This is a genomic window from Anaeropeptidivorans aminofermentans (genome assembly GCF_940670685.1).
Taxonomy (GTDB): Bacteria; Bacillota; Clostridia; order Lachnospirales; family UBA5962; genus Anaeropeptidivorans; species Anaeropeptidivorans aminofermentans.
Genome location: NZ_OW711693.1, coordinates 3,345,946 through 3,363,530, shown reverse-complemented (window position 1 = coordinate 3,363,530; position 17,585 = coordinate 3,345,946). Strand labels below are relative to the sequence as shown.

The 17,585-nt window shown below is 38.3% G+C and carries 10 protein-coding genes and 3 tRNA genes; 4 read left to right on the top strand and 9 right to left on the bottom strand.

The genetic code is table 11. From position 1 onward, the window contains the following. Window positions 1-450: 450 nt before the first annotated feature. A complete protein-coding gene (locus NBX03_RS14255) occupies window positions 451-5,478 on the bottom strand; it encodes a hypothetical protein (RefSeq protein ID WP_250228439.1) in 5,028 nt (1,675 codons plus the stop codon). A gap of 826 nt (window positions 5,479-6,304) precedes the next feature. Here NBX03_RS14255 and NBX03_RS14250 point away from each other — a divergent pair. After that, window positions 6,305-6,377: transfer RNA gene (locus NBX03_RS14250), tRNA-Arg, on the top strand. A 119-nt stretch (window positions 6,378-6,496) separates the two neighbouring features. Here NBX03_RS14250 and NBX03_RS14245 read toward each other — a convergent pair. The 3 genes from NBX03_RS14245 to NBX03_RS14235 all read right to left on the bottom strand — a co-directional run bounded on the left by NBX03_RS14245 (window position 6,497) and on the right by NBX03_RS14235 (window position 7,832). Then, entirely contained in the window at window positions 6,497-7,453 is a 957-nt protein-coding gene (locus NBX03_RS14245; protein WP_250228438.1) for an AEC family transporter, read from the bottom strand. Between the two features lie 226 nt (window positions 7,454-7,679). Then, a tRNA-Lys gene (locus NBX03_RS14240) sits at window positions 7,680-7,752 on the bottom strand. 7 nt (window positions 7,753-7,759) lie between these two features. Then, window positions 7,760-7,832: transfer RNA gene (locus NBX03_RS14235), tRNA-Phe, on the bottom strand. A gap of 444 nt (window positions 7,833-8,276) precedes the next feature. Here NBX03_RS14235 and NBX03_RS14230 point away from each other — a divergent pair. Together NBX03_RS14230 and fliK are read left to right on the top strand one after the other, a co-directional pair. After that, window positions 8,277-8,984, top strand: coding sequence for a CAP domain-containing protein (locus tag NBX03_RS14230; protein WP_250228437.1), 708 nt, complete (start codon window positions 8,277-8,279; stop codon window positions 8,982-8,984). A gap of 137 nt (window positions 8,985-9,121) precedes the next feature. Next, window positions 9,122-10,612 carry a flagellar hook-length control protein FliK gene (gene fliK, locus NBX03_RS14225; RefSeq protein ID WP_250228436.1) on the top strand — a complete coding sequence of 497 codons (1,491 nt, stop codon included), beginning with the start codon at window positions 9,122-9,124 and terminating at the stop codon, window positions 10,610-10,612. 189 nt (window positions 10,613-10,801) lie between these two features. Here the strand turns inward: fliK and NBX03_RS14220 are convergent, their stop codons facing one another. The 3 genes from NBX03_RS14220 to NBX03_RS14210 form a co-directional block, all read right to left on the bottom strand. Beyond that, window positions 10,802-11,335 (bottom strand): VanZ family protein, encoded by a 534-nt coding sequence (locus NBX03_RS14220; protein WP_250228435.1) that lies wholly within the window; start codon window positions 11,333-11,335, stop codon window positions 10,802-10,804. Between the two features lie 378 nt (window positions 11,336-11,713). Continuing rightward, window positions 11,714-12,862: an aminotransferase class V-fold PLP-dependent enzyme gene (locus NBX03_RS14215; RefSeq protein WP_250228434.1), complete on the bottom strand. Its 1,149-nt coding sequence runs from the start codon at window positions 12,860-12,862 to the stop codon at window positions 11,714-11,716. A 112-nt stretch (window positions 12,863-12,974) separates the two neighbouring features. Then, window positions 12,975-13,856, bottom strand: coding sequence for a selenium metabolism-associated LysR family transcriptional regulator (locus NBX03_RS14210; RefSeq protein WP_250228433.1), 882 nt, complete (start codon window positions 13,854-13,856; stop codon window positions 12,975-12,977). A gap of 349 nt (window positions 13,857-14,205) precedes the next feature. Between NBX03_RS14210 and NBX03_RS14205 the strand changes: the two genes are divergently transcribed. Further along, the gene (locus tag NBX03_RS14205) at window positions 14,206-14,451 is read left to right on the top strand and encodes a DUF3343 domain-containing protein (RefSeq protein ID WP_250228432.1); all 246 of its coding nucleotides are present in this window, start codon (window positions 14,206-14,208) and stop codon (window positions 14,449-14,451) included. 435 nt (window positions 14,452-14,886) lie between these two features. Here the strand turns inward: NBX03_RS14205 and NBX03_RS14200 are convergent, their stop codons facing one another. Together NBX03_RS14200 and NBX03_RS14195 are read right to left on the bottom strand one after the other, a co-directional pair. Continuing rightward, window positions 14,887-15,600, bottom strand: a complete 714-nt coding sequence (locus NBX03_RS14200; RefSeq protein WP_250228431.1) for a radical SAM protein — start codon at window positions 15,598-15,600, stop codon at window positions 14,887-14,889. Then, a complete protein-coding gene (locus tag NBX03_RS14195; RefSeq protein WP_250228430.1) occupies window positions 15,600-17,138 on the bottom strand; it encodes a YjjI family glycine radical enzyme in 1,539 nt (512 codons plus the stop codon). The genes NBX03_RS14200 and NBX03_RS14195 overlap by 1 nt, the downstream gene beginning before the upstream one ends. Between the last annotated feature and the right edge of the window lie 447 nt (window positions 17,139-17,585).

The following is a 17,585-nucleotide window of genomic DNA, read 5'->3' as shown; positions in this document are numbered from 1 at the left end:
CGGCCTTTCATGCACTATATTTAAATTCAAATGAAATACCAGCATTGTCAATTTACTTTTTTCTTATTTCATGCTCTCTGGAACCAAATTCTTACAGTGGTATATAGTAATATACCTTAAATAGGGTAACAAAAAGCGTATATTTTGAATAGCTTCATTTAAGCGCTTCTATAGATGAAGCCGTTTATGAAAAATAGGTTTTTGTTACTGCCTTAAAGCTATATTACTATAAAAGCAAATTGACTATATCCGGCATATTGAAAATCAGCATAGTATCTTTTTACAAAAAAGGCTTGTGCTTTAAAAACCTTTTAACGAAGATGCAATCTTTTTGTTAAAACTGCTTATTATAAAATGCCCTGGGCATTTTATAATAAGCGTAAACTTATCCGTTCAGGCGTTCATCAGTGCTTTTTTAAAGAATTTTGAAAAGCCTGTAATGCATTCAATCTAAAGATTTGCCCTGGAATCAAGCCTTGTAAGCATATCGAGCAGATTTTTTATAGATACGGGGCCTCTTGGGGCAAAGGGCTTCTCTGTATATATGCCAAGCTCATAGGCAGCATAGATACTTTTCTTGTAAGTTTCGTTTATTCCTGATACACCGTTCAGAACACCGTAATTTCTGACTTTTAAGGTAGAAACCTTGGTGTTGGTTTTGGCTTCATACACAGCCATGATAATATAGATGGTTTCCTGATTTGTGGCGATATTGTCAAGGCCTGCCCCAGAGATATTATATCCCTTGGCTTTAAAAAACTGTATAGGGTCGCTTCCTTGAGGGGCACCGGCCATTCTTGCGGCGCTTCCTAAAAGGGCTTTTCTTGAAGCATTTTGGGCAGTGTTGATGCTTCCGTTATATCCAAGAAACTCCGAAAGGCCGTATTTTCCCACAATGGCGTAGGTCGTGCCGGCGTTTGGCTGATTCGGCATTCCCTGCAGGTCTATGACAAGGCCTGCAAAGATATAAGAGCCGGGGGAATTTACGTAAAAGGCTTTCCCCGTACCGTAGGCAATGGTTTGCAAAGGGGTAGATACAGAATCTAAGCGGTAGCCTGAGGCCTGAAGCCCCGGCTGCTCCGCCCTGAGGACCATAATCATTGTGCCGTCAAAGACTTGAAGCCTTTCTCTTAGCTTCAATGTCTTTTTAAAAGAAGCTTCGTTTTTCTTTACCATATCCTTCTCAAAATCTGAAACGAGAGAGGAGATATATTTTACGATATCTTCATTGGCGCTTTTGTTTTCTATCATAGAGGAGATTCTTTTCCGTACGCTTTCGGATTTTGCTTCGCTCTCTATTTTTTCAAGATATTCCGCAAGTCTTTCGTTATCCCAGGTGGCAGAAGCAATGGTGCTTCCTTCAACGCTTAAATTGATTACCATGTTTTCTGAAAGAGGGTTCTGCCCGTTAATGCTTTGGCTATAGGCTCTAAACTCAATATTCATTACAACATAATAATCCTTTATGTCATTTTTAGCTATTCTATCCGTAAGCTTTTTAATGCTTTCGTTAAGATCCGTATTTACCATATCGGGGGAGGCTATAATCTGGAGATTCCCCTTTTCAAGAACAAATCCCTTTTGAGCTGAATTTGCCTGGGCTATGCTTGAAGCAGGAATATAGTAGGTAAGGCTCCCCGATTCAAATATTCCCGTAGGCATTTCAATTCCTGTGCCTGTTGTTCCTGATAAAAGGCTTTCAAACATCGTGGGCCTGTAAACTGCGGAAAATTTATTCTTAGCGTTTTGGGTAACCCAATAATTGTTTTTAAAAAGTGCCGTAAGGTTTTCTTTGTAATAATCAAGCCATGAGCCGACTTCCTTATCGTTGAAATAGTCGTCCTGATCCATATGGGTTTTGGAAACGGCAATATTAGACCACATGGAAGTATCGGAAGATTTTAAATTAATCAGCCGAACTCTGATGCTGTACATGGTGTTTGGCTTAAGGCCTGAAATTTTATAGGAAAAGGAAAAATATCCTTTTAAGGCGGCTTCCTTTGCGGCGTTTTTAAGGACGCTGTGGTCCATGGTTACGGGGCTTCCATAGTCTCCGTCATCTTCCTTGATGGTGTATTGAAGGCCGTATTCCGTTCCTAAAGCCGTAAGGCTTGCCAGGGGTGCATCAAAGGTAATAATCATTTCCGTTTTTGGGTCATATCCGGAGGCAGAGCTTTCTGCTTTAAGATTTATGGGAATGCCTACGGTTGATGTTGTTCCTGTATTATAATTCCATACGGATACAATTTTCTTTGTATTTCCCTCTTCGTCTGTCACGACTCTTACGGTTCTCACATAGTAGAAATAAATGCTGTTGGAGGAAAGGCTTTTATCCCTTAATTCAACCTCCGCCTTTGTCGTAAGGACTTCCATTTTATCGGCGGAAGAATCGGTATAATTTCTTCCGTCAAATATTTTAGGGGGCTTAAGGCCTTCTTCCGTATCCGTAATCAGGAATACCTTTTCCGTATCGGGCATTTCACTTGAAAGTCTTTTATAAAAATCGTCAAAGGCCTCATAAGAGTCAAGATATTTGCTGTCTATCTGCTTGCCCTTTGTTCTTATGACTTCATAGTAAATCTTTTCACTGGAGCCTTCCGCAGGCCTGTCTGCATGCTTCCAATAGGCCGTCATGGAATCTATAGCCACATCCTTTATGGAAACCGTAGGGGCCGGGGGCCTTTTATCCGTGCCGTCTGGGGGCGCTTTATCCCCTTTGGTGGTTATGCCGAAAAGCGGTGAAAGCTTTGAGTATTTGGGAGGAAGCTCTTCATCAGGGTCCTTCTCAATATCCATATGGTCTATTTCAAATAAGGCATATATGTAATAAGTTTGGTTTTTATCGGTGCCTAAAAAGCTAATGGACTTTGTAAAATCCAATCCGTCTTTTACTGCTTCTAAAAAATCTGCTTTATTATTTTCTTCTAAATCTTTGATATGAAGAATTTTTCCGTCTCTGAGGTTATTTAACTGGCTTTGGCTGAATTCCACTGTATAATCGCTTGTTCCGGCAGGAACAGGTGCCGCATAGTCAAAGGAGTTTACCATTGATAAAATATCTTCGTATTTCTTTCCTGAAAGCTTTTTAATGGCATTTTCATCATGGGATACGAAAATGTGATATTTAAAATTATCTTTATCCATGTCAAAGGGGAAGCTTTCATAATAGTCTCTAAGCTGTTCGCCTGATACAGACCATCTCATTTCAAAAGAGGTTTCCCCAAGCTTTTCAGAAACGGACCTTAGGTTTTTAAGAGGCGGAATCTCCATATCCGTAATGTCGCTTAAGGTCATAGTATCAAAGGTGGATATTTTCTTAATTCCGGTGGTTGGCGGCAAAGTCTCCGCCCCAAGGTAATAGATATTTTTATATATAAATTTGTAACCTGCTGTGTTTTCTACAGTTCCCGTTCTTCTCTCGGCGGGAATATCCTTAAGGTCTATAGTGACTACGAATCTTTCGTCTTTTATTTCAAGGGTTGATGTGTCTTCGTAAACAGGATTAGCGCCGGCTTTGGGGGCTCCGTTTTCTATGTCCGCAATATCGTATATTTCATATTTTGCCTTATAAACATCATTGTCTGACGGGTCTGGGAAAATTTCCAAAACTACATGGGCAAAGGGCAAAGCCTTCTCATGATTATTTTCAAGGGATTTTAACAAATTATAAGAAACATTAAATTTCTTGTCTTGAGGCTGGGTTTGCTTATTTATCTCGTTTTTTATGGCATCGGCAAATGCCAGCTGCCAGCTCAAAGTCATATCGAGGGTTCCTCTTGAACCATAGCTTTCGCCGGGGTCATAGCTTGGGAGGGCCTTCAAGTTATGGCTTTCCACGGTGAACTCTCTGGCGGCCCCGAGCTCCAAGGGCGCTTCTTTCGCGTTAAAGCTGGACCATTCAGAATATATGATGCCGATAAAGGTGTCGCCCGCGTATCCGGGCATAAATTCTATAATGAAATCGTCCTTCAGGAGCCTGTTGATCGGCGCGGTAATGGGGATGTTCCCGTTGCTTGTATGTATTTGAGTGGCGCCGTCCTTCGCTGTGACGCGGTAGCCTCCGCTGTGGCCGCTGTAAGGGTCAAACTGCATTTTAAATTCTACGCCGTCGTAAACGAACCTGTATTCAAGAAAGGTAAAGGCCGTTCCCAAAGGCGTATAAAAACCGGCGGAATTGGTGATTTTTTCAGTGCCCACTGTATTTTTTAGCTCTGATTTTACCTGAATATTAAAAAGCATGCCGGGCTTTAAATCCTTTAAGACAATCTCCGCCCTAGTGTTGTTTTTTTCAAGAAGCCTCGCGGTGGAAACAGGGCCGCCTGCTGTTTTTACAGGATTATCAAATTGGCCTTGAATCGTGGCGGGAGTAGAGGTTGTATTAGTAGTTTCCGCAATTTCAAATGCATCGGCATACGCTTTTGCCGTAAGGTCCAGAATATTATTGATATAAAGCTTTCCTTCATCATAGGCCTTGAGATTATGCTTTATTAAAAGAGTGAAGTCAATATCATAATTGGTATTATTGACAATGGCAGGCATAATTGGCCCTGTAGGCGGAGTTGATAAAAAGCTCGCCGTAGGAAGCTCCATAGGCATATCAAAGCGGACGGCCATGGCTACGTCCTCTCCTGCCGGAAAAATATTCCCGGTTTCGCTATAATTTAGAACATAATTATTGTTTTTAAGGCTGGTAATTGTATCATTCGTATCGTTTTTTATAACGGCATAACCGCCGGCAGTATCATTGGCAAGGGGAATGAAATCTATGGTATCTTGACTTATACCGGAATACACCTTCACCTGATTGGAAGAATTAAATATGGCTCCGGTTTTATCTGTGAGTATGAAATTATAAACAAATCCCTTTTTAATTTGATTGGTGGTAAAGGTGAAATTATCTGTGCCTTTCGTATGCTTAAACGAAATACTCATAGAGCCAAGCTTAAAGGAAAAGCCTTGATCTTCTTTAAATTTAAAGGAATATCCCGTTAAAGGCTGGGCGGGGTCTGCAGGCTCTCTTATAAGCTGATGGGCGTCGCCGTCGCCGCTTTCATAGAGCTCGGCTTTCACATAATTGCTTGCCCTGGAAGAATATACAAGAGGGTCAAACACCGTGGGGTTCCATGCACTGCCTTCATATTTCAGCATTTCAAATCTGGTTGTGATATATTCATCATTATCTTTATTTAAAATGAGCTTTATAAAAGTATTTCTGTCTAGGGCATAGTTCAGCACAAGGTCTTCGCCGATTGTCATATTCTTAAGGCTGAAATCAAGGGTAACCGTATCTGCCGGTACATCGGTTAGGATACCGTTAATGATGGGGCTGTCGGAGGCGGATATGGTTTTAAGATTCATGTCAAACCTTGAATTTAATTGGAAATCCTCCGAATATGCGGCGTATACCTGAACCAAAGAAAAGGGAAAGCCATTAAATATAAAGATAAAAGCCATGAGCCCTGCAATAAATTTTTTCATTCTATTCCTCCTGAAAAATAAGTATTTTAATGTAAATTCGGCGGTACAAAAACGCCATCGAACTTATGAAACATTCGCACAAATTTGCAGAAAAACACTGCAACGCGCACACCTGAAGGTGTACTTAAAGTTTTATGCTTATAACATGAAAAGTCCTTCGGATTTTTCCTTGGCGAACCCAAGGGGTTCCGCTTTGTCGAACTCACGTTATTTTATACAAGATATATATCAGCCGGATTAACCGCAGTAAAAGAATTTACAGCAATTTGCGCTGAACATGCAAGAACTTACTCTTGCTTTATTTAATTAAATTAAAGGCCCTGCAATAATTTGAAAAAACAGCCAATAGCTTAATAATCGTGTTATTTAAGCAAATTGCCGCCAAAAGACTTTTCCTATGTATCTTTCGACACATAAAATAAGTGCTTGGAATTCAAAATGTATTTTATACACCATGCTTGAAGGTTCCTAAGGTTTTTAATGTATTATAATGAATAAACTATATTTATAATATCGTCAAAATTCTAATTTTCTGCCAGCTATTTTTATTAAATTTATATTACGTATGAACCTTTTAAGTATACTAATGAACCCCTGATATTGTCAAAAAATTTACTTATTTTGTTTTTCTGTTTTCTTAAAACTATTTTCCTTTAAATTAAAATGAAAGTATGATAAAATAGAAAAAGTCTATCAGTGCGGTAGCTTCCCATGGGAAAAAGACCATCGTACCTACCGAGAGGATTTAGGTAAAGCAATAAAGGCTTGGTCCAAGCCTCAGCAGATGCAAATTTGGGTTTTATAAAAATTTCCAGTCGATTCTTTCGCACTCTTAGCTCAGTGGATAGAGCGTTCGGCTCCGAACCGAAAGGTCGGGGGTTCAATTCCCCCAGAGTGCAGCAAAACAGCAAGTTGGATAGGTGCTTAATCTTTTTTAAACAGCATTTCCAGCATTTTCCCGCACAGGTAACCAAAAGAAAGCCCTCCTGTTTATTAAACAGGAGGGCTTTTCAGTGCTTTATATGATTCCGATGCTTTTCAGCACGTAGACGCCTATGGTATAGGTAAATACCGAAAAGAGGCTTGTCATAACCAGGATATTAGATGCAAGGGCTTCGTCGGAGCCCATATAGGTAACCATAACATAGCTGCTTACAGCCGTAGGGGCGGCAAAAAGAACAAAAAGTATAATAATGCTGTCAGATGGAAGCCCCAGCATTATGGCAGGAGGAACAAATAAAAGAGGCATCAGCGCAAGCTTTAGAAAGCAAACGCTTAGGGCCGGCTTAAACCTTGCCTTTACCTTTGAAAGGTCGATGCTTCCGCCTATACATATAAGGGCTAAGGGGGTACTTAATTCCGCCATATAATTAAGAGAGGATACGGCAGGCTTCGGAAGAGGAATTTTTAAGCCGGAGAAAATAACCCCCAGAAGGATTCCTATAATCATGGGGTTTCTTGCAATATTTCGAAGTGCCGATTTAACTGAGGATTTTATTTCAATTTCCTTGTTATTTCCATAGATGGTAAGCACAATTACAGCCATAATATTATACAAAGGTATGACGAAGGTGCTTATAACCGCGGCTTTTCCCGGAAGGTGCCCGTCAAGGATATTTGCGACTAAAGGAAGACCGATGATTGCGTAATTGCTTCTGAAGCAGCCTTGAATAAAGGCGCCTAAGTGATTCCTGTCTTTTATTATGTATAAGGCTAATGCCCAAATAAGGAAAAACCAGACGATATTGGTGGAGACGGAATATAAAATAAGAGGGATATCCATCATTTCGCTCATGTCTGATTTGAAGATATCCATGAAAAGCTTTATAGGAAGGGCAAAGTTAAAGACAAGGGCATTCATCTGCCTTGCGCCGGTATTATCGAAAAATCCCGCCCGTTTAATAAAAAAACCAATGACCATAACAAGAAAAATAGGCATAACCGCGTTTAGACTGAAAATCAAATTATCTAACATATCGCCCTCCTGAAAGAAGCTTAAACAGTATCAGCTTCAACTTATAAACAAGTTGTCAACAGACTTATCAACATATCAACAGGTTTATACACAAAGAAAAGGTTCATAAACCCTGAATTTACGTAAAGCCTGTGGATAAAATTGAAATTTAGAAAGAAAAAGTGCAGGTAATAAAGTTTAAATTGCAAAAAATCCACAAAACAAGGATTATTTTGTGGATAAAAGATGAGTCACCCGGGGTTCGAACCCGGGACGCCTGGATTAAAAGTCCAGTGCTCTACCAACTGAGCTAGTGACCCAAGTATATGCCCAGAGACGGAATCGAACCGCCGACACGAGGATTTTCAGTCCTCTGCTCTACCGACTGAGCTATCTGGGCGCTTTGCAACAAAAGCCATTATAATACATAAGAATCCTCATGTCAACAATAAATGATAAATAATCAGCACCATAAAATAATAAAAGCGTTTATTTTAAGGTTAAAATACTATCTGCTATAATTCCATTCTGCTTCCGGCCAAAGATTTCCAGCATATTTTTTTACCATTGATTCACAATAATGGTAAATATACTAATTACGGCAAAGTAAATATCAGGACAGTAAAGGCATGGCTATAGGTTATGACTTAAAAACATCAGATGTCTTTGTTATTTTTAAAGCTTGCCGCAGTATACAGGAAGACAATTCCAAGGCAGTAACAAAAATCTATTTTTATAAACGGCTTATATATAAAGATGCTATATTTAAGCTATTTAAAATATACGGTTTTTCTTACGGTAATTAATTTGTTTTACTATACAATTGAAAAGGCAGGGAAGCGCAATGAAAAAGAAGGTAATACTTGCCCTTACGGCGATGTTTGTAATATCCTCCGGGGCATTTGCATATGGTCTTGAAAGCATTCCTGAAAAGCGGGGAGAGGTAGCCTCCGAAGGGCTTAATATGAGAACAGGTCCGGGGACAGGCCACGGCATCATAAAGGAAATTTATCAGGGAGAAGGCTTTGATATTTTAGGGGCGATGGACGAATGGTATCTTGTTCAGCTGGAAGATAAAACCGTAGGATTAGTCTATAAAGAATACGTCAGGGTGACAGAAATTTATACGGAGCCTGAAATGGAAGGGGACGCAGAAAGCAGCTACAAAGGGGTTTCGGATGCAGGCATTTTATTTGACCTTGCCAATAAAGCAAGGCTTGAAGGAGGATTAAAACCTTTTCAGTGGGATGAAAGGCTTAATGAAATAGCCCTGCTTAAGGCTAAGGATATAGAGGAAGAGGGCTATTTCGGCCATTTTTCTCCTAAATACGGCACACCCTTTAAAATGCTTAAAAATATGGGGATAGAATATAACAGCGCAAGTGAAAACATCGCAGGAGGAAAGAATATTGAAAAGGCCCATGACAGCATTATGGGAAGCCCTGCCCACAGAGGAAATATATTAAACAGAAGGTTTAATAAAATGGGTGTCGGCATATGCGAAAGCGCGGAATACGGCTATATTATGGTTCAGCTTTTTGTAGAGGAATAAGCATATCAAGACCCGAAGGGAAAAAGCCGATATTTTTAATATGGCAATTGACTTAAAATGCTCATAACGATTGAGAAAAGTTAATGCAATTTTAAAATAAACATCTGTTTTAAAACGAAATAAGCACAGGTGATAAAATGGATATAAACCCCTTGCGAAATATAAATATTAAAAGAGAAGCTATGAAAGCCGAAGAAAGTAATCCTAAAAAGCTTGCGGAGCAAATAAAAGGAAACGCTTCTTCAAAGGCTTCTGATGCTGTTTTGGCGGAAGAAAGCTTAAAAGCTTCTTTAACAGAGCTTCTTTCCGGCCTTAATATTTCCGGCACGGAAGAAAATATGACGCTTATTTTAAGCCTCGTAAAAAACAGGCTGCCTGTTAGCAAAGAAAATATGCAGAAACTAAACCAGCTTGTTAAATTATTTAAAGAAGGCGGAGAGGACAGAACGACCGCCGGTTCCCCAGATGTTTCTTTAGATAAGGCTTTATTTATGCTTAAAAACCATATGCCTATCTCTTCTTATGGAAAGCTTGAAAGGCTTTTAAAAGGAGAGAGCGGTCTTATAAAAAGCTTTACAGATATTCTTAATATTATAGAAAATATGGAGGAATCTCCTTTAAAGCATGCCCTTAAGGCTGTTTTTCTTGAAGCCGATGTTGAAGCACCTTCTCCTAAAACGATGCTTCAGGAAGGAACGATTCCTCTTCCTGATCGAGATATGCCCTTAAATACCAATGGCATACCGAAGACATCTCCCCAAGAGCCGAATAAAACACAGGGATTACCCTCTGCCCCTTTCAATCAGGAAGAAGCTCCCCTTACGGAAAACGAAAATATAAATTTGCCTGTTCCTGAAGATATTCATATGGAAGCTGAAAAAGCCCCTGAAGATAAAAGCTTATTCAAAGAAAATATAAAGCAGGATAAAGCCCTCGCTTCCGCTGAAAAAAACATTGAGGGAAAAATCATCATAGATGAAAAAGAAGAAATGTCTTTCCCGGTGAAAAAAGAAGGCGAGCCGGAAAAAATACTTTCCAAAGAAGAAGCGATTAAGAAAGTCCTCTTGAAATTTGAAAACCCTGAGGAAATAAACGAGCTTCTGAATGATTTAAGAACCAAAGCCTCAAAGGCCGAGGAAATCATAGAAAAATCAGGCGGGCAAAGGGACGAAGCCAGCCGTATCATAAATAATTTTAAAGAAAATATTGAGTTTTTAAATGAAATTAAAACCTGTGTATATGTGCCGATTCCCATTCACACATTAAAGGGCCCCATGGAAGGGGAGCTTTATGTTTTCGGAGAAAAATCCGCAAAGAAAAAAGGCGGCGCTATATCCGCCCTGATTGCCCTCAATACCTTAAATATAGGAAGGATAGAAGCTTACATACAGAAATCGGAAAAAAGGCTTAATATTCAGTTCCGAATGAATAATATGGAAGCCATGACGCTTTTAAGAAAAAACACGGGGATTCTGGGCAATTTATTAAAGGAAAAAGGATATGAAATCACTGCCCTTGACGTAATGGAAATGGAAAAGGCCTTTAATTTAATTTCCGATGAGCCTGGGGAAAAATTCGGCGAAGCACCTCAGGCATTTAAAGATATTAAATTTGATGTGAAGGCGTGATGCTCCATAGATATAGGGTCCAATTGCCTTTATAGCCGGAGTACTTAAAAAAGCCTTGTCAATTTAGAGTTGCTTTATTTATGCCAGTTCAATCTGTATTTACACAGTCGGAATAAATCTAAATCGGCAATACGGCTATTTTATATTGAATTAAATATAATACCTGATAACTGCACATTGCGTCCAATTTTAAAAGTATCTATAGATACAGACCATAAAATATAAAAACATAACAGGAAGACCGACGATAAGAGAAATTAAAGTTACAGCAGTCTTTGTTTTACCTGCTTCACGAAATAATTTCCGCAGGACTTTATACCCAAGGATACCAATGATGCCGCCGCAGACGTTTAATATAAAATCATCTATGTCAGCAGCCCCTATGACAAAAATAAACTGAATCAGCTCTATGGAAACCGATGTAATAATCACCGCCAATAGAGATTTACCGAAAGCTTTGTTTTTCAGAAGCACCTGGAGATACAGGCCATAGGGAATGAATACAGCGATATTTCCAAGGATATTATTTAGAATAAGAGATTTAGATACATGAATATTCCGGCTTGCGTACCCCCAGATTGTCCTGAAGGGGATTAAATTATAACTGCGGGCTATACCGCCGCCGCTGGAAATAACATTAATTCTAAAAAACAAATCAAGCATTAAGAAGACATAGAAGACAGCTATTACATAAAAGGCTATTTTAAATCCCTTTTTCATCATACATTACCTCACATCTGCATTGTTCATCAGCTTATTAGCAAAAGGCAAACAAATTATAAAAAATCCATACAAAGCTATATTTAAAGTATAATGTAACGTGGAAAATCCGTAGGATTTTTCACCCTATAAGTATCAATTTGCAGTGTTTTTTCTGTAAATTTGTACGAATATAATCTAAAGTTAGCAGAATTTTAATTCCATCGAACTCACGTTAATATATAATGCTATCAAACGCAATTATGATATGGCCGTGATTAGGATAGCATAATGTTCGTATTGTATATAAATAACTCAAAACCTGCAGATAAAAAAGAGGGCAGCATAAAGTTTCTTATCAGGCTTTACCATACTACCCTGGCTCATGATGCTTTTAGTTTCTTATTTTAATATCTCCGAAAGCGCCTTCAAGGCAAATTTAATTTCTTCCATGGTAGTAAAATATCCAAAGCTAAAACGAAGGGTTCCTTCGGGATAAGTGCCGATGGTTTTATGGGCAAGAGGGGAGCAATGAAGCCCCGGCCTTGTGATGATTCCGTATTCCTCAAAAAGAACAGAGCTTAGCATACTGCAATCCATTTTATCGGAAGAAATGCTTACTACAGGGGCATGGATTGAAATATCCTCAGGTCCGTATACCTTTACGGGTATGTCTTGAAGGCCTGAAAGAAAGGCTCTTGTAAGCGTCTCTTCATGTTTTCTGATTTTATCGACGCCTGTATCCAATATAAAATCCACGGAAGCTTTAAGGCCGATGATGCCAAGCATGTTAGGAGTTCCCGATTCAAATTTATCCGGCAGAAAATCCGGCTGTGTAAGCAAATGGGATATGCTTCCTGTGCCGCCTGTGATAAAGGGTTCCATTTCATCTGCAATTTCTTTTTTTATGATAAAGCCCCCTGTTCCCGTAGGGCCCATAAGGCTTTTATGGCCTGTAAAAGCCAGAACGTCTATAGCTGAGTTGTCAAAATCTATTGCACAATAGCCTGCGCTTTGAGCGGCGTCAAGAATAAAGAAAAGGCCGTGTTCCTTGGCTATTAGGGAGGCTTTTTCATAATCCAGTATGGCCCCCGTAAGATTTGAGGCATGGGTCATTACCATAAGCCTTGTATTTTCTTTTATATAATCTTTTATTGTTTCAGGGCCTAATGTTCCGTCCGCATTGCAGGGGATAATGCTAAGCTCTATAATGCCCTTCTGTCTTAAAAGCTCTAAGGGCCTTGCAACTGCGTTATGCTCCATAGAGGTTGTAATAACGTGACAGCCTTTCCTTACAAGGCCGTTTATAGCCATATTAAGGCTTGTGGTGGCGTTTTGAGTAAATATGATTTCCTCAGGCCTTTTCACATTAAAAAGGCGGCAGAGGCTTAATCTTGCTTCTATTTCAAGCCTGCCTTCCGAAAGAGAGGCTTCTCCGCCTCTTCCCGGGCTCAGGGAATTGTTTGCATTAAGATAGCTTATCATTGCATCTATACTTTGACGGGGCTTTTTTGCAGAAGTAGCCGCGTAATTCAGATGAATATATTCCATAGTTGAATCCTCCAATATGTTTTGAAAAATACATTACCCCTTCAAAACATTTTCAGGCCATATTTTAAGCAGTGTTACATAGATTTAGAATAACACTTTATATTCCTGTGGTTTAGGATAAATCCGGTAAAAATTCGTAAAAGGAAGTAACCTTAGGGGATAAGTATTCATTGTTAGGTATTATAGCATAAAAATCCCTCTTCATAGCAACGTCTTTTATCTGGAATTTAAGAATATTCGGATTATCTTCAACACATATGGAAGATATGATTGCAACCCCAAGGTTTTTAAGCACCCCTTGAATCACGGCCTCTCCGCTGTCAAAGGACGCTACCGTGTTGAGAGAAGCGATATCCAGGCCTTTTTTTGCAAGCTCCTTTTCGGCTATGCTTAAGGTGCTGGAGCCTATGGTACGCATGAGAAAAGGAAGGTCCTTAATATCATCAAGGCTTATTTCAGGGGGGAATTCGTTATAAGGCGGAACATTAGGGGCGATTAAGACCATATGATCTACAAATATTTTTCTTTGGAGGATACAGTCATTTTTACTTAAAGAGCCTACAAAGCCCATATCATATTTATTGCTTAAAATGCCGTCATAAGCGGTCTTTGAATTTTTAATATTTAGTTCAAATTTAAGGTTTGGGTTTACCTCTTTAAATTCATTCATGAATTTTGGAAGAAGATAAAGTCCCGGCACAAAGCTTGACGCTATATGAAGGGTACCGGAAATTTCATCGCTGTCTTTAATAAGCTGAACGGTTTTTTCAGTCATTCCTAAAACAGAAATGCAATAATCATAAAAGATTTTCCCCTTCTCCGTAAGAGTAGCCTTTCTGCCTTGCCTTATAAGAAGCTTTGATTCAAGCTCCTTTTCCAAAAGATCGATATTTGCGCTCACTGCAGGCTGGCTTAAATAAAGCTTTTTAGCCGCATTTGAAAAATTTCCGTATCTGATGATGCTTACAAATATCTCCATTTGCCTTGTATTCATTGGAAGCTCCTTCTATGCTTAATAAACATTATAGTTAATAATTTTACATAATTATAAAAATATCTACATTAGTACTATAACATATTTTATCATATAAGCAAAATAAATAAACTGTTCAATATCATAAAAAAAACAAATAGATAGGAATATAAAGAATTATAAAAATAAGGGTTCTTCCCGGAACATTCTATTCATCAGGCATAAAGGGATAAATTTAAAACAAAGTATAAATAAAACTTATAATTAAAAATATAAAGTATAAGAAAGTCAATATAAAAAGCCATGCCTTATATTATATAATAAAGATAAATAATAAAATTGATTATATTATCTAAAGAATGAGGACAAAATGTATAATTTATTTACCTTTCATAATACCCATGCGGCTATATATATGGAAAAGGCCGCTATGGAAAATAATATAGGGATTAAAATCATTCCTGTTCCAAGGGCCATAAGCGCCTCCTGCGGACTGGCAGCAAGGATTAAGGAAGAAGACTACGGTGCAGCAAAAACTATTGCCAAAAATTCAGAAATAGAAATTGAAAAGGCCTATATCATGGACGAAAAAGGCAATCTGGAAGAAATCGCATAATAAAGAGGTGTTGCAAGATTATTTTGCAATACCTCTTTTATAGTTAACGAACTTGAATACTTGTTTGTTAACTATAGTAAGGGCACAATTGAAAAACTGCTTACCAGCCTACGCGTGTACAATTTTTCAAGTTCCCTTGGTATAAAATGGCTTTTTAAATCTCTAATTACGGCTTATAGTAAATTTAAGGCTAAACAGTAACAAAACCATATATTCATGAGGGTTCAAAAATGTACTGTTTCCGAAGGAAATCCGTATTTTTGAATCCGTAGGGAATCTGTTTTTGTTACTTCTTTATATGAAATTTATTATATAAAAGATTCACCCCAATTATGATTCAGTATAGTTACTGTTTCATAATCGGGGTGAATTATTTTTAGAGGGAACAATGAAAAGAAATCAATATATTATTTATTTTAATGAGCAATGCTCTATTTATAATACCACAATATCCTTTACTCCTTCTGCCAAAGCAATGGAGCGCATCTTCTCCATAAAGTCCTTTGTGGGGCATTTCATCTGTCTTATATATTCTTCCCGTACTCCGTTTACACGGTATTTTATGAGTTTATAGCGGATCGTTTTAAAAGGGGCGATGAATTTAGAAACTGCCCTTACAGTTTTTTCACAGTCAAGCATATTCGGCGATATTACAGTGCGGACCTCAAAAAGCATTCCTTTTTCCGCCAGAAAGCGCATATTTTTTAAAACTGTTGTATTTGGCATTCCTGTAATTTTGAGATGCTCTTCATTATCAAAAGACTTAATATCAAGCATAACATAATCCGTATATTTCATAAGCTCCGGGTAGCTTTTCAAATCCAAAGAACCGTTGCTGTCTATAAATGTTGTGAGACCTTTAATTCTTGCGGCTTTAAAAAGCGCTGTCAGAAATTCATGCTGAAGGGTTGCTTCACCGCCTGAAACTGTAATGCCCCGTATAAAATTAATGGCTGTTCCAATTTCATCAAACACTTCGGCAACCGTCATTTTTTTTACGCCGTCACCTTTAAAAGGTATGGTTTCAGGGTTATGGCAGAACATACAGTTAAAGTTACAGCCCTGCAAAAATATAACGGATCTGTTGCCGGGGCCGTCAACAGCGGAAAACTTGATTATTTTATGAATATATCCGTATACTTCGTTCATTAGATATTAACATGCTTTCTTTCGAGTATTTTTGATTTTTTTGCAGCGCCCAATCCAAAGGCGGTGGTATTTTGTAAAACTGCCTCGCCTTTATCAAGCTTTTCAAGCTCAGAGCGTTTTACAAGATAGCCTGTAACCCTGATAACATCTGCATTTGAATCATGGAAGGTAAGATATCTTACCTGGTTTCTGAAAGCACCCTTTATAATATCTAAAACAAATTCGGGATTTAAGTTTGCCGTTGTTTCAACAGGGAAAATATCCCCTGTTCCCGAAGGGAAATATTTATGGAATTTTGAGCAGTGCATTAAATGGTCTGAAAGTTCCGCAGGCTCGTCGCCTATGGGAATTCGAACGGTAGGGGTCTGGCCAGAATCCGTGTCTATACCTACCTGTCCGTGAAGCAGGATTCTCTTATCGGTTCCAAGGCAGTATTTGCTTACGTGGTTGCTGTTGAAATTATCTATAGAATCCATTATTCGAATCGCTAAATTATCTGCTTCTTCTGAATGGCCGTAACGACCGGTTTGACCGTCCTTTTCCATGAGGGTATTTACGCATTCCGCAAGGCCTACGATGCCAAACATAGCTGAAAAATTATCCTTTGATATAAAGCCTTCTTTGGAAAGAAAATTATATTCGAAGAAATTACTGTCCTCAACGATAAAGCGTATTCTTTCATCTATAACGGCGGCCATGGTTTCTATGGCGTCAGGAAGCTTGTTATTAAAGAAATCTTCTATGCTTTCGGCAGTTTCTGCGAGCCTTCCGAGAAGTATTCTCACTAAGGTATAAGAGCCGCCGCCTTTCAGAAGGCCGTTGTAGCAGCTTGCAATGGCGTAATTATCCCCAAGTTCTCTTGAAAACATGCTGTTGTTTGCAAATGCCGGCTTTGATACTGCAAGAAGAGTTTTAACTGCTTCCGCGGCGAAATCATCGGGAGTTATGTTCTCATCATACTTAAGTGTAAGGTTGGGTACGGCATTTTGAAGCTCTCTTTCAAGCTCTATGATAATCCTTCCCGTAACAGTGTTATAAGGGCCGATATTTGCATGGCAGAAAGCATCGGTAATGGTCCTGTCAATATGGGTTAAAAAGAGCTTAATGGATTTTTTCGCTTTTTCATAATCTGTTTTGATTACGAAGGGTTCAAGAAGCTTATCAAGGCTTCCTATAAAGACAGGGAAGTTGGTTACAGAAGGCACATTTTTGTAAAAAATAAGCAAGGTATTTAACGCCTCGTCTAAATCATAAGGAGGGTCAAGCTTTAAGAATTCACAGCCCTTCTCAAAAAGAAGCTCATAATCGGGAACGATATATCTTGGGCGAACAGGGGCGTTTCCTTCATTCAGGTCGCAGATGATTCCCTTTTCCTTATAGTATTCATAATTTTTAGGATAATTTAAAACCTCCATAAGGCTTACGGCATGGTTTGCAAGGGCGGATATTTTTTGTTCATGAGTTAAATTCAAAGCGCATATGGTGTCTAAAATATCTTGTCTTGTCTGTTCAATTCTTTCATGGGAAATCTCTCTCATATTATTACCTCCAAAAAAGTAAATATCGGGACAAACTCTTTTTATAGTAAAATGACTTTAAAGCAGTAACAAAAACCTATTTTTCACAAACAGCTTAATATACAGAAACACTTATATTAAGCCATTCAAAATACGGTTTTTGTTACTGTAATCAAATTATTTTACTATAGGCCTCCTATTTCAGCCCATAAAAATTCCGTATCATGTATATGAATATAGTATAATTATTATCTAAGAAAAAATATATGCCATATGGCATAAACTTAATTAAAATATAAAGGTTCTAATGGAAATATTTTGAAGGGGATTTTGTTTCACAATCTCTATATTAATATATATTTAGCTTCCAGATAAAAGGTGAAATTTATATTATGAAGATATTCTATTTACCATAGCTTTAAAACATCGTTTTTTCAAAAAAATAATGGCAAAGCTCTATGCCTTATG

Bases quoted from the DNA above. Each gene is read 5' to 3' on its own strand.
- NBX03_RS14255 (WP_250228439.1), bottom strand. From the start codon at position 5,478: ATGAAAAAATTTATTGCAGGGCTCATGGCTTTTATCTTTATATTTAAT.
- NBX03_RS14245 (WP_250228438.1), bottom strand. From the start codon at position 7,453: ATGTTAGATAATTTGATTTTCAGTCTAAACGCGGTTATGCCTATTTTT.
- NBX03_RS14230 (WP_250228437.1), top strand. From the start codon at position 8,277: ATGAAAAAGAAGGTAATACTTGCCCTTACGGCGATGTTTGTAATATCC.
- fliK (WP_250228436.1), top strand. From the start codon at position 9,122: ATGGATATAAACCCCTTGCGAAATATAAATATTAAAAGAGAAGCTATG.
- NBX03_RS14220 (WP_250228435.1), bottom strand. From the start codon at position 11,335: ATGATGAAAAAGGGATTTAAAATAGCCTTTTATGTAATAGCTGTCTTC.
- NBX03_RS14215 (WP_250228434.1), bottom strand. From the start codon at position 12,862: ATGGAATATATTCATCTGAATTACGCGGCTACTTCTGCAAAAAAGCCC.
- NBX03_RS14210 (WP_250228433.1), bottom strand. From the start codon at position 13,856: ATGAATACAAGGCAAATGGAGATATTTGTAAGCATCATCAGATACGGA.
- NBX03_RS14205 (WP_250228432.1), top strand. From the start codon at position 14,206: ATGTATAATTTATTTACCTTTCATAATACCCATGCGGCTATATATATG.
- NBX03_RS14200 (WP_250228431.1), bottom strand. From the start codon at position 15,600: ATGAACGAAGTATACGGATATATTCATAAAATAATCAAGTTTTCCGCT.
- NBX03_RS14195 (WP_250228430.1), bottom strand. From the start codon at position 17,138: ATGAGAGAGATTTCCCATGAAAGAATTGAACAGACAAGACAAGATATT.